The organism is Lysinibacillus sp. COL-1 (assembly GCF_059814265.1).
The window spans coordinates 695,054-708,101 of record NZ_JCAWSJ010000002.1; the positions used below are offsets into that span (position 1 = coordinate 695,054).

13 protein-coding genes and 1 other annotated feature are annotated in these 13,048 nt (G+C 36.0%); of the genes, 10 read left to right on the forward strand and 3 right to left on the reverse strand.

The features are described from left to right. Nucleotides 1-338 precede the first annotated feature (338 nt). The 5 genes from AC6BKE_RS03895 to AC6BKE_RS03915 are packed head-to-tail and all read left to right on the forward strand — an operon-like array spanning nucleotide 339 to nucleotide 3,927. On the forward strand, nucleotides 339-1,121 hold the full coding sequence (locus tag AC6BKE_RS03895) for a class I SAM-dependent methyltransferase (protein WP_036118025.1): 783 nt from the start codon (nucleotides 339-341) through the stop codon (nucleotides 1,119-1,121). A 3-nt stretch (nucleotides 1,122-1,124) separates the two neighbouring features. Beyond that, nucleotides 1,125-1,811, forward strand: coding sequence for an ABC transporter ATP-binding protein (locus AC6BKE_RS03900; RefSeq protein ID WP_036118022.1), 687 nt, complete (start codon nucleotides 1,125-1,127; stop codon nucleotides 1,809-1,811). Between the two features lie 19 nt (nucleotides 1,812-1,830). Beyond that, a complete protein-coding gene (locus AC6BKE_RS03905) occupies nucleotides 1,831-2,883 on the forward strand; it encodes an ABC transporter substrate-binding protein (RefSeq protein ID WP_271912144.1) in 1,053 nt (350 codons plus the stop codon). Then, nucleotides 2,858-3,628, forward strand: a complete 771-nt coding sequence (locus AC6BKE_RS03910; protein WP_036118019.1) for an ABC transporter permease — start codon at nucleotides 2,858-2,860, stop codon at nucleotides 3,626-3,628. Before AC6BKE_RS03905 ends, AC6BKE_RS03910 begins: the two co-directional genes overlap by 26 nt. Nucleotides 3,629-3,630: 2 nt before the next feature. Next, nucleotides 3,631-3,927 carry a cupin domain-containing protein gene (locus AC6BKE_RS03915; protein ID WP_036118016.1) on the forward strand — a complete coding sequence of 99 codons (297 nt, stop codon included), beginning with the start codon at nucleotides 3,631-3,633 and terminating at the stop codon, nucleotides 3,925-3,927. Between the two features lie 64 nt (nucleotides 3,928-3,991). On the opposite strand, the gene AC6BKE_RS03920 is transcribed toward AC6BKE_RS03915, so the two are convergent. After that, a complete protein-coding gene (locus AC6BKE_RS03920) occupies nucleotides 3,992-4,771 on the reverse strand; it encodes a class I SAM-dependent methyltransferase (RefSeq protein WP_058843992.1) in 780 nt (259 codons plus the stop codon). 101 nt (nucleotides 4,772-4,872) lie between these two features. On the opposite strand from AC6BKE_RS03920, the gene AC6BKE_RS03925 reads away from it, so the two are divergent. The 4 genes from AC6BKE_RS03925 (at nucleotide 4,873) to AC6BKE_RS03940 (ending at nucleotide 8,608) form a co-directional block, all read left to right on the forward strand. Beyond that, nucleotides 4,873-5,541, forward strand: coding sequence for a Crp/Fnr family transcriptional regulator (locus AC6BKE_RS03925; protein WP_340809705.1), 669 nt, complete (start codon nucleotides 4,873-4,875; stop codon nucleotides 5,539-5,541). Between the two features lie 321 nt (nucleotides 5,542-5,862). Beyond that, nucleotides 5,863-6,291, forward strand: a complete 429-nt coding sequence (locus AC6BKE_RS03930) for a helical membrane plugin domain-containing protein (RefSeq protein ID WP_036118008.1) — start codon at nucleotides 5,863-5,865, stop codon at nucleotides 6,289-6,291. A 45-nt stretch (nucleotides 6,292-6,336) separates the two neighbouring features. Then, a complete protein-coding gene (locus AC6BKE_RS03935) occupies nucleotides 6,337-7,521 on the forward strand; it encodes an NAD(P)/FAD-dependent oxidoreductase (RefSeq protein WP_340809706.1) in 1,185 nt (394 codons plus the stop codon). Nucleotides 7,522-7,654: 133 nt separating this feature from the next. Beyond that, nucleotides 7,655-8,608 (forward strand): methyl-accepting chemotaxis protein, encoded by a 954-nt coding sequence (locus tag AC6BKE_RS03940; protein ID WP_036118002.1) that lies wholly within the window; start codon nucleotides 7,655-7,657, stop codon nucleotides 8,606-8,608. Between the two features lie 55 nt (nucleotides 8,609-8,663). Here the strand turns inward: AC6BKE_RS03940 and AC6BKE_RS03945 are convergent, their stop codons facing one another. Next, the gene (locus tag AC6BKE_RS03945; RefSeq protein WP_340809707.1) at nucleotides 8,664-10,325 is read right to left on the reverse strand and encodes a M20/M25/M40 family metallo-hydrolase; all 1,662 of its coding nucleotides are present in this window, start codon (nucleotides 10,323-10,325) and stop codon (nucleotides 8,664-8,666) included. Nucleotides 10,326-10,566: 241 nt separating this feature from the next. Between AC6BKE_RS03945 and AC6BKE_RS03950 the strand changes: the two genes are divergently transcribed. Further along, the gene (locus AC6BKE_RS03950) at nucleotides 10,567-11,280 is read left to right on the forward strand and encodes an IclR family transcriptional regulator (protein ID WP_058843989.1); all 714 of its coding nucleotides are present in this window, start codon (nucleotides 10,567-10,569) and stop codon (nucleotides 11,278-11,280) included. Between the two features lie 39 nt (nucleotides 11,281-11,319). Here the strand turns inward: AC6BKE_RS03950 and AC6BKE_RS03955 are convergent, their stop codons facing one another. After that, nucleotides 11,320-12,552, reverse strand: coding sequence for an MFS transporter (locus tag AC6BKE_RS03955; RefSeq protein WP_499855877.1), 1,233 nt, complete (start codon nucleotides 12,550-12,552; stop codon nucleotides 11,320-11,322). Between the two features lie 66 nt (nucleotides 12,553-12,618). Continuing rightward, nucleotides 12,619-12,883: a binding site (T-box leader), on the reverse strand. Nucleotides 12,884-13,048: the final 165 nt, after the last annotated feature.

Below are 13,048 nucleotides of genomic sequence, written 5' to 3' on the forward strand. Positions count from 1 at the left end.
ATAAAGAGTAGTAAACACCTTCATTTATTTGAAAACCTCTGCTAAAAAGGTAACATTTTGTAGGTTGGAGTGGAAGGCTACTTGACTCCCGTGGGATAGTGAGACAGGCAAGCCTCTAAACGGAGCGGCTATGCGCTCGCCCACAGGAAAGCAAGTAGCCTGCAACGGAAATCCATTTTCACCTGTCACCAAAACTCTATGGATTGTTTTATTTTTCAACACAATTAAAGGAGTTATCTCATTATTTGAGGTAACTCCTTTAATTGTGATATGGGTCACATACATTGATAATGATTCTCATTTATAGTGTAGCTATAGATGACAGAGGAGGAGAAAAAATGAATTCGACAGAACAGCGTTTACCTACACATCTCTTTTTAGCGAAGTTAGGAAAGACAATTTTACGTCCAGGTGGAAAGGAGGCTACGAACCGAATATTAGAGGCTTGTCAGCTACATGAAGATAGCCATGTCCTAGAGGTGGCTACGAATACAGGAGCGACAGCAATACATATTGCTAAAGCATACAATGCTAAAGTAAGTGGAATTGATATTAATAAAGAGGCAGTTCAAAAAGCAAAAGAAATTATTATTCGTGAAAATGTACAGCATCTCGTTCAAATTCAACAAGGAAATGCTACACAATTACCATTTGATGATGCAACCTTCGATGTGGTTATAAATGAAGCGATGCTCACAATGCTACCACAGGAATTAAAAGAACAGGCTTTAGCTGAATATAGGAGGGTTTTGAAGCCAGGCGGTATTTTAGCAACACATGATTTAGTTGTTAAAGCATCAAGTGAAGAAAGTGTTACTGATGAAATTGAGGCACTGCGTAATGTCATTGTTGTGAAGGCACAGCCACTATCAAAGCAGCATTGGCAAACTTTAGTTGAAAATACAGGATTCAAACCTGTAGATGTGCATACTGGAGAACTCCACTTAGTATCTTTGGTAGGGCTTATACGAGATGAGGGCTTAGATGGTTTAATACGTATCATTGAAAATGCACGGAAAAATTCGGATGATGAGCAATATTTCCTTGAAATAATTGAGCATTTTGATCATGCTCGCCATCATTTTGGTCACATTACCATCATTGCAAAAAAGCAAGGATAGCCAATGAAAACAGCAATTCAATTTGAACACGTATCTAAATTTTTTGGAACGAAGCAAATTATTAAAGATTGTCATTTAAGTTTGCAAGAAGGCGAAGTGGTGGCTATTGTTGGACCTTCAGGATGTGGAAAAACTACCTTTTTACATCTTGCAACGAATGTACTACAGCCAACATCTGGTCATATTACATGCATCACAGATAAATTGGGTTATGTATTTCAAGAACCAAGGTTATTACCATGGTGTACATTATATGAAAATGTCACATTTAGCTGTAATGGTGTAGTAGATAGATCTCAAATTATGAATCTATTAGCTCGCGTTAAGCTTGACAATGAAATGGATGCGTTTCCTAAGCAATTATCTGGTGGCATGAAGCAGCGAGTTTCAATTGTTAGAGCATTTGCATGCAAGCCTAAGCTTATTATGATGGATGAACCTTTTTCAGCATTAGATTATTGGATAAAAAAAGAACTTGTGCAGGACCTTATTGATTTAATAGAAAATGAGCAAGTAGGTATGTTTTATGTAACTCATGACTATGAAGAAGCTGCAACGGTAGCAGACCGCATTATTAATATTGCGTATGCAAATGAAGGAATCTACAAGGAAATAGTTTTAGATACACCAAGAAAACATCGTAACTTTGATTATATAAAAAATATTGAATATCAATTATTACAACTTTAAATAAGGGAGAAAGTATGCTATGAAAAAATGGCCTATAGTAAGTCTTTTAATAGTATGTCTTACAGTTGTCTTAACGGCTTGTGGCAATACAGAAAAAGCAAAGCAAGATCAAGAACCAGAGAAAAGTGTACAAGCTACTACTGAACAACCAAGTGTATCAAAGGTTGAAAAAATGACTATTCAGGCACCGGCAGGTATTTCGATTGCTGCACCACTCTATAAAATGATTGATGATAAATCGTTACTAGAAGGTGCAGAGGATGTTGAGTTTCTAACTTGGAATACTCCTGACGAATTACGTGCACGTATCAGTGGAGGTCAGGTGCAAGTGTCTGCTGTGCCAACATATGTAGGTGCTAACCTTTACAATAAAGGTGTAGACATTCAATTGGTAAATACATTAATTTGGGGTATTTTATATTTTATTGGACCAGAGGGTGAAGCAATATCATGGGAGGATTTAAAAGGTAAAACGGTCCATGTACCATTTAAGGGAGATATGCCAGCATTAGTATTTCAGTATTTATTACAGAAAAACGGGCTAGATATAGAGAAAGATTTAACGGTGGAATATACAGCAACTCCTCAGGAGGTTGTCCAATTATTAGCGGCTGGCAAAGCACAATATGCTGTATTACCAGAGCATACTGCTTCCCTTGTTATTGCGAAGGCGAAAAAAGAGGGAATTGCCCTACAAAAATCAATGAGTCTACAAGAGGAATGGGCAGCAGCAACAGGAAAGGCACCGCGTATTCCTCAAGCTGGACTTGTTGTGGATAAGGCATTAATTCAAGAGCACCCAGAAACTGTAGCATTGCTACAAGCAAAAATAGAGGAATCTATTCAATTTTTAAAAGATAATCCTGAAGCTGCTGGCGAGCTATTGGCATCGTATCAAGAAGGGCTTGATCCAACCTTTATTGCAGGATTATTACCTTATTTAAATATCGAATTTGTCACGGCGCAAGAAGCCAAGGAAGAGCTTGAGTTTTTCTTTGAACAACTAGCTTCACTATCGCCAGATATTATTGGTGGGCAATTACCGGATGATGATTTCTATTATGAACCGTAAAAAAAGCTTGATTATTCAAATGAGCACTTGCAGTGGCATCGTGCTCATTTGGACACTATTATCTTTAAATTTCCCGAGCATTTTAATACCCTCTCCATATGAAACACTAACAGCACTATGGCAACTTATAGTAAGTGGTGAGTTGCTTCATCAACTTTATTTAACAATGGTTCGTATGGTAGTAGGTTTATCAATCGGTATGTTTTTGGCAATTTTATCGGGTTTATTGGCGGGTAGATTTGCAGTTATTTATGAAATGTTCCGCCCAGTTATTGCATTTTTATTAGGTATTCCACCTATTATTTTAGTCGTAGTTGCAATGGTATGGTTTGGTACTAATTCAATCATACCAATATTTGTCGTAAGTATTTTAGTGTTTCCAACATTTTATATTAATATTGCTAATGGTTATCGACAAATAGATAATCAACTCTTACAAATGGCGACCGTCTATCAAAAATCAACATGGCAAAAGTTACGTTTCATCATATTACCAAGTCTGATGGTGCCATTTTTTACAGCCTGTTCGCTGGCGGCAGGAGGTGCAGTAAGAATGACCATTATGGCTGAACTATTAGGAACGAATAGTGGTATTGGAGCGGCTTTAACAATGGCACGCATCAATATTAATACGGATAAAGTATTCGCTTGGACGTTGATAAGTGTACTAATAATTTTAGCAATCGATAGTTTTATTTTAAACCCATTAAAAGCAAAAATGATGACATGGAATAGGGAGGAATGACAATGACAATTATACAAGTTCAAGCAATGCTAAAAGAGAAGAAAAAGCATATTGGTAAATTGGGCAGTATTGAGGGTGCAGATGTTTTAAACATTCAATTGCGAGCAGGTGAAAAAATTCCTGAGCATCATACAGACAATGAAGTTTTAATTATTGTTCAATTTGGGGAAGTTCGCTTTATTATTGAAGGGGTGGAAGAAATTTTAACACAGGATACCATCTTAGCCTTAAACCCATCTGAGAAGCACAGCTTAGAAGCTATTACAGATGTTCGCTTGATTGTGATTAAATTGAAATAAAAAAGCTCCTAGCGAATGGAGCTTTTTCTATGCTTCATTTTTAGCTGAACTTTAAGTGATGTTATTAAGGCAGACGCGCAATGATAGAGATGCCTTGTAGGTTTTGATTATGCTTCATAAACGTTTTACGCATAAAAAGTACGCGCTTACGAGCTTTCGAATTTATTACTACATTTTTGATGATTTTTAGAACGCCGAATAAGCCTTCATCTTCAATTAAGCGTTTCGGGTAAAGGAGATGCATAGGTGCCGTTTCTACATGTTCTATAGTAAAACCATGTTGCTTTAAAGCATCTTCCCATTCCTCTACTGTTAATGGTAGGGCATTGACCTTTATAGCTTGGACTAAATCTTTACGAATCTCTTCACGTTGAGTGCTAGTAATAGTAGATGGTGTTAAGCACATCTCATGTATGGCATAGATACCACCAGGCTTTAATAGTCTTTTTGCCTCGCTAATAATGGCATTTTTCTGTTTAGTTGATTGCATGGTCAACATGGCTTCACCGTAGACAACAGTAGCCCATGCATCTGGTAAACCAGTTTGCTCAGCACTACCAATGATACAGCGTTGATTATCCCCATTTAAATATTCTCTTACCTTTTTTGCAGCTTCCTCATCACGTTCAACGGCTATGTAGGTTGGATTTTTTGCTAATGTCATTTTTGCAGTAGTGCCAAGTCCAGGTGCAAATTCTACTACATAGTCCTGTTCTTTAATGGCTAAATGTTGAAGCATTTGACATGTCATTTGAATGCCACCAGGGCGAAGTACCGTTTTTCCTAAGCTCGCTAAGAGCCAATGACCAGGCATTTTTTCGTAGTTTAAGGTTTGTTTAGTCATTTATGTATCCTCCTTTTATTGAAAATGATTATTATTCTCACTATTATAAAGGTAATATAACATTAATTACTGTGATATATGTCAAATTTGGAGGTAGATAAATGAACTGTCAAAAACAATACTGTTTTTCAAAGGTACCAATATTTCAACATCTAAAAGCACATGAAATGGAAGAAATCTCACACATTATTACACATCATCATTTTGATAAGGGAGACATTATTTTACTCGCAGGTGACCGGAAGAAAAAATTATTTATCGTAAGGTATGGCCGTGCAAAAGTATCTCATATTTCTACAGACGGTCGGGAGTACGTTATGAGAGTTTTGGAAGCAGGAGAATTTTTTGGGGATGTTACATTGTTTAATGATGAGCCGCAAAAATCGACAGTAGAGGCACTAGAAAAAACTGAAATTTGCTCACTTGATGGTGAGGAACTGATGAAGATCTTAGCAGGTACGCCTGTTACGCTGTTTCATATGCTTGCCCAGCTTTCCTCACGATTAGAGGAGACAGAAAATCAATTGAGTGAAGCTGTTTCTAAAGAGGTAAGTGAAAGACTGGCTGCCTTTATTTTAAAATCTGCTGCTACAGCAGGAAGCGATACATTTTTATTGACACTTACAAAAAAAGATTTAGCCTCTTTATTGAATACTACAAGAGAGACATTAAGCCGTCGTTTATCTGCATTTCAAAAGGAAGGTTATATAGAGATGACAGGAAAAAGAATTATCATAAAAAATTATGATGCTTTGGAAAATTTATTATAGTAAGACAGTTAATAGTTGATAAAATCAATGAGTTTTGAAAATATTGTCGAAATTGTGATATAGCTCATTGAAATAATGTACAAACAGTCTTATAATGAAGGTTGTAATGTCACCAAGACAAGATAAGGATGGTATTATGATGCGCTTTTTGCGATTTAAAGTAAACATTGTAATAACAAGTCATACGAATCGCTATCCAGCCCTTGTGACTGGTGATTGTGTAAGATATACGCTGTAACGACTGTTAAGTTTTACCTTAATGGTCTTTTTTACATGTAAGCAATAAAAAATAGTACTAGTGATGGCAAAGGAGAGTTCAAAATGTCAGAAACGAATAACCAAACACAGGCTGAACAAGTAACTGTGAGTAAAGAGCAATTAGATGTACTAGATCAATTATTAAAGCCTGAAGTTCAAGAATCACTTACAACTTTAGTTGAGCAATTACCAAAGTTAACTGAAATGATGACATTATTAACGAAATCATACGAGTTTGCTCAAGCTGTTGCAACAGACGAAGTGCTTAAAAATGATACTGTTGGAGCAGTAACAGAAATGGCTGGTCCTGTAGTAGGCTCTGCGAAAAACCTTGCAGCAACTGCAATTGAAGCGAAAGACCGTGCATCTGAAAGCCAAGAAGTAATTGGTTTATTTGGTCTTGTGAAAATGTTAAAAGACCCTCAAGTTCAAAATGTTTTCCGTTTTGTTAATGCTTTCTTACAAGTAAGCTCAGAACGCAAAGCTAAATAAGACTCAAGGTAAATTCAATTCGTAAGGACGGAGGATTAATTAATCATGTCAAAAGAAATCGTCATCTTAGGTGCAGGTTACGCTGGCGTTTTAACTGCATTAACAGCACGTAAGTATCTATCAGCTGATGAAGCTAAAATTACTGTAGTAAACCAATTCCCAACACACCAAATTATCACTGAGCTTCACCGTTTAGCAGGTGGTACAATTGCAGAAGGTGCTGTTGCATTACCACTTAAAAAAATCTTTAAAGGTTTAGATATCGACTTACACATTGCAAAAGTATCAAAATTCAATGTAGATAATAAAAAAGTTGATTTAGATAATGGCTATACATTAACTTACGATACGCTTGTAGTATCTTTAGGTAGCCAAACTGGATTCTTCGGTATCCCAGGATTAGAAGAAAACTCTATGGTCCTTAAATCAGTAAATGATGCTAACAAAATTAACAAGCATATCGAAGACCGCATTAAAGCATACGCACAATCTAAAGATGAAGCAGATGCAACAATCGTTATTGGCGGTGGCGGTTTAACAGGCGTTGAGCTTGTTGGTGAAATTGTGGACAACTTCCCGAAAATCGCTGCAAAACACGGTGTTAACTTTGCTGACCTTAAAATTAAACTTGTTGAAGCTGGTCCAAAAATCTTACCAGTACTTCCAGATACACTGATCCAACGCGCTACAGAAAGCTTAACAAAACGCGGTGTAGAATTTATTACAGGTACGCCTGTAACGGGTGTTGACGGCAATGTTATTTCATTAAAAGATCGTGAACCAATCGTTGCAAACACACTTGTATGGACAGGTGGGGTAGCTCCACTACCAATCGTAGGTGAATCAGGTTTAGCAGCTGATCGTGGTAAAGCAACAATTAATGAATTCTTACAATCTACTTCTCACGAAGATGTATTTGTTATTGGTGATGCATCAGTAGCTCTACCTGCTGATGGAGGTCGTCCATTATACGCTCCAACTGCACAAGTTGCATGGCAAATGGGTGAATGCGCTGGTTATAATGTATTTGCACAATACAAAAACCAAGAGATGAAATCATTCTCAGCAGTAAACTCAGGCACACTTGCAAGCTTAGGTCGTAAAGATGCTGTCGCTACAATTGGCGCAAGCAACACAGAGCTTAAAGGTCTTCCTGCAACATTAATGAAAGAAGCTTCAAATATTCGTTATTTAACACATATTAAAGCTTTATTCGGTTTAGCTTATTAATAAATAAAACACTCACTTTTATCGGGATTACGCTGATAGAAGTGAGTGTTTTTTTCTAAAAATGTATATTAATCACTTTAAATCCAGTAAACTAAATACATATTCAATAATCTACTTTCTGGGGTGATAGGCTATGTTAACAATGTTTCAATCAAAAAAAGAAGATATAGAGCAATTTAAGGCTAAAATTGATGAACTGAATGCAAAGCTAGATAAGAAGGATCATGAATTTCAGATTTTCCTCAATGAACTACATAAAGAACTAATTTCAACGATTGGACAACATGATATAGTCAATAACCAGCATATCATTTTAGGAGAGATGGTTACTGAAATATTAAAAGAATTTAATAGAGTAGAAGATAGTACAATACAATCAAATACCATATCTGGACATGCACTTGAAAAAGGTAGTTCTTTAATTGTCTCATCAGATAAAATGGTTTCTTTATCGATTGATAGCAAACAAGCGGTTAAGGAAGTGCAGCATGTTATTGATGAGCTAGGTGAACAATCAAGAAAAACAACAAATAGCATGAATCATTTAAGTGAACGATCAAAGCAAATAACGGATATTGTCAAAGTGATTAGTGAGATTTCCAACCAAACTAATTTACTTGCTTTGAATGCCTCAATTGAAGCAGCACGAGCTGGCGAACATGGCAAAGGGTTTTCAGTTGTTGCAGAAGAAGTACGTAAATTAGCTGAAAATACAAAGTCAAGCACAGAAGATATTGTAAACCTTACGAAAAAAATAGAGGAACAAATCTCTGAAGCCTATGAAGATAATAAAAATAATATGCAGCTAGTAACAGAGGGCCTACAAAAAAGTACAGATACTTCTGAGCAAATCAATGCTTTACTCCAAATCATTATGAATGTGCAGGGTGAAGTGAAGGAATTGCTACAATATATTGATAGTCAAAAAATATCGACTGAGGATGTTATGAGTAAATTCCAAACAACAACAGCGCTATTTGATGAAACGAATAAAGTTTTAACAGAACATATTGATGAATCGGAAATAGTAACCAAAAAATTACTAGAAGCTGTAGATAAAGTGAAATGCTTCCCGAATAAAATGTAGGTACATAAAAAAACACCATTCGATTCTTAATGAATCGAATGGTGTTTTGATTAGATTAATGGTTTGATTGGAATATTGCTTTAGTTGTTTTCTGTATGAGTTTTGGTAAAACACCAAAGGAGTAAGGTTTGTAAACTCTCTCAGTCCATTTGTGTCCATCCTTCCCATATACACCCATTGTAACGGAAGGGATATTTAGTGCTTTTATTTTGTCAAAGGGTAGGGGATAAAGGGTATTCCATTCTGGAAAATTATGAAGCAATTCTTGTAGTTCTTCCTCTGTCGCATGAATAGATAAGAAACTACCATCAGCTAAATAAGGGAAGAAGCGTTTAACTTGGAATAGCTCACCTGTTTCCATAGCAACCTCTTTGACAATATGCTCAATAGTTTGTTTCAATACTTGATCTCTTTCCACATTTTCCTTTAAACAATTATGTGGTAAGAATGGTGGTGCAAAAAATAGGACAACACGAGGTTGATGTTCTGGATCAGCCTTTTGTAGGGCATCCACAAGAGCAAATGACTGTTGGCGTAATTCCTTTCCTTCATTCTTTTTCATTACCTCTGCAAGAATAGCCTCAGTTTGAACACCTTTTTCATTCAAGTATGAAATCAGTTCATCATACGTCACCACCTCAATATGCCAGGACAAAGAGCGTTTTGGGACATTGGACCATTCACTATATTTTTCATATTGAAGTTGTAGGTATTGCTCTGCTTCAGTACATGCCTGCTGTGTAACAGCTTTTAGTTTACTGACGACATGAGCTGGAGATTCTTCATATAAAAAATAGTTAAAATAAATTTGGCTTGTAGATGCTGTTTGAACTGTGTAGGATTCCTTTGTGTCACGCTGATATAAGCAAGTAGGTGGGAGTATCGTTTCACCTGTAATTTGCTCAGTCAATGCTAAGTTATTATGAATGCGTTCAGTAATTTTAGCTGCTATATAATTCGGGTCGATACCACTTAATGTATCACCCACATGTACCTCACGTCCGTAGATATAGAATGCGGGAAGAAGCTTACCAGCAACGCCTGTATAAATATAACGATGTGGATCATCCCCGTATAATGGTGTTGTAAAATCGGTATTAATTGCCATTAGAAAATCCAACCCATGTGCTATTTTTAAATGACTAAGTTCATCTAATGCATCAATAATCCCATTATGCTCTGACTCTTCACCACCATTTAAAATTAGAAGTAGGTTTCCATCTAATTCTTCAAGATGCTGTGTGAAATACTGAATATTCGCCACATGGACAGCGGCACCACTTTTCATATCTACAGCCCCACGTCCAAACATCCAATCGCCACTTTGAGCATCCTTTTGTACTTCAGCGTTTCCTTCATATTTTCCAAAGAACTCCTCAAGCTTGTGAGGGGAAAAAGCAAACTCCTTTAGATGACCATAATCCTCTATATCGACCGTATCCAAATGGGCATGATAAATAATTGTTTTCTTTGTTTCATTAGGACTTTTTACGAATGCAAAGAGATTTTTGCGTCCGATCGGATCATGCTTCACATTTGTCGTCCAAAGAAATGTAGGGTTTTCTTGGTAATAAGGGAATGCTTGCATTTTTTCATAGATGAACTCAATGATTTTCCCCTCACCATGTGTACCATTAATGCTATTAATATGGACTAATTCTTTTGTAAGCTCTTCTATATGTGTTGCAAGTGGTAATTGACTTAGTTGTTGACACATGTATATTGCTCCTTTTTTTGTTCGACTACATATCATTCAAATTAGCAACCATTTCAGTTCAATTGTTTTCATTATATGAAAATTAATCCGTATAGTGGAATATGAAAATATCATATAAAAAAAACGTGTAATAGTCAATTTTAATTTTTATAAAATTCTGCTATTTATTATTAATTTATTCGCTAGGAAGTCTATTTAAATGAGTAAAAATTCGTTAAAATGAATAAAAGGAGGAGTAGTGATGATTCAATCTATTGAAAGAGCAATGTTGATTATTAATGTACTAGCTAAACAACCGAAGAAATTCTATTCTGTGCAAGATATCTACAATGAAACAGATTTACCGAGCAGTACGATTTATCGTCTATTGTATACATTAGAAACTTTCGATTTAGTAGAAAGAAATGAGGAAAAAAAGGAATTTCGTTTAGGGTATACTTGGTTACAACTAGGAATGAAAATGTACCATCATACAAATATTCGAGAAAAAGCACATCCATTATTAGAAGAGCTTGCAAATAATGTTCGTGAAACTACATATTTAAATATTCCCAAACAATTTAGCTCAATCATTATTGATAGAGTAGACAGCCCAAAAAACGTCCGAATCATAGATATGATTGGTGAAAAAATTCCATATCCAATCGGGGCTGCCAATAAAGTGCTACTAGCCTTTTCAAGCAAAGAAATCCAAGCTACTTTTTCAGAGAATTATGAAGTGATGGAGCAACTTCAACAAATTAAAGAGATGGGCTACTCTATTAGCTACGGTGAAAAAACAAAGGGAACCGTTTCTGTTGCAGCGCCTGTTTTTGATTTGGATGAGAAACCAATTGCAGCTATCAGTGCAGAATGCTTTGAATATGATACAGATGATGAAAAATTAGAGGGTATTGTGAAAGAAGTAACCAAAACAGCCTACCTTCTCTCACAAGAACTCGGGCATATAAAATAGGTCTTTCCTATTTAAGGAAAAGACCTATTTTTATGTTCTTTAGTCATATTCATAGTAATGGGACTTAGAGGATTGTATATTTAAAAACAATAAAATAATAGCGACGATGATCATAACAAGGGAGGCACTCACGACGACAAATCGTATTGTGATTAGTTCAGCAGTAATGCCAAAAATGGCTGTTAAGAGAATGATGAAAAATGCGTCCAAGAATCCATAAATACTGCCTATTCGCCCCATGCTCTCAGATGGGATATTATTTTGATAAAAGGTATAGAATCCTGTATTTGCAAAGGCAGTCGCAAATGATAATAGAAAGCAGCCTAGAGCAGCAATAAGAAAAGTGAAGGATGAAGTAAACACCAAATAGCCTAATGCTGTTAGAAGAGACCCCAGACCAATCAACCAGGCAGTGGACACTTTTTCAACTACCGCTGAATTGGTGAATGAGCCAATTAATACACCTATTCCAGCAATACTAACTAAAATTCCATATTGTTCCTCTGATAAAGCAAGTATTTGAGTTGCAAAGGCAGCCTCTAAAGAATCAGTCGCTGTCATTAAGACGATGGTAGCACTAAACAATAAATAGACGCTCATTACATATATATTTTTTAAGCTAAAGCGTATGACCATTTGCCAATCATGAAATAGTACTTGGTAAAGGGATTTTTTTTCTATAGCATTATCAAACTTTAGTCGTTTAAAGGTTTCAACACTCGGCATGTTGAACGTTATACAGGCTGATAAAAATAAAGCAAAGGCATTTAAGTATATAGCCATATTGGGTGTTCCTAGTGTAAATAGAAAGCCGGCAATTGCTGGTCCAGTTAGAAAAGCCCCTGAGTCCAGCAAGCTACGTAATGAGTTAAAACGTTTCCTTTGTGCTATAGGAATTAATTTAGTGATGTAGGTCATCGAGGTTGGATGATACATAGAGCTAGCTACTGTAATGATAAAAACTAGCGTATACATCCACGCTAAGCTATAGAAGAGGGGAAGTATAACAATTAGTATAGATTGCACAAGATTTAAAGTAATCATTAAATGTTTCTTATTATAGCGATCGATAAGGCTTCCTGCCCAAAAATTAGTGAGCAAAGATGAGATTGCTCTTACAATATACAAGCCAGAGACAGCAAGAGCTGATTTTGTAAGATTTAATACAATAAGATTTAAGGCGATAAAATAAATCCATTCGCCAATACTGGAAACACCAATACTACATAATAGGATGGCAGGATAACGCCAGTTCTCTAAAGATTTCTTCATATCAATTCCTCCTTAAGCAAAGTCAAGATCTGCAAAATAAAAAATCCCACCCCCAAGACGATTAGTCTTAGGGACGAGATTGTGGAATTTATACTCACGTGGTGCCACCCTAGTTCACTACTATGTCACCATAATAGCCTTTTCAGTACGACATAATTACTTATGTTTATACTGTAACTCTATAACGGGAGTTCCAGTCGCACCATCATTCAAATAGAAGTCCAATGCGCTACTCCGAGACTTGTTTCAATCATTCGTTCTTGCTCGTTTTCAGCGACCCGAGCTCTCTGGGAAGAACAGCCTTATTTACTCTTCTCTTCAATGTATTTTTGCTAGTGTATCATATGTACATAATTTTGGTAAAGTGTGATCTGAAAATTTCGTCAATTCCTTTACTGATAATTTGTATGGTCAAGCAACAGTTGACGCAACTTTAAGTAAGTGATCGAGATTCTTCAAAATGGTAAGATCCAATGTCGTTAGTTGTACTATTTTT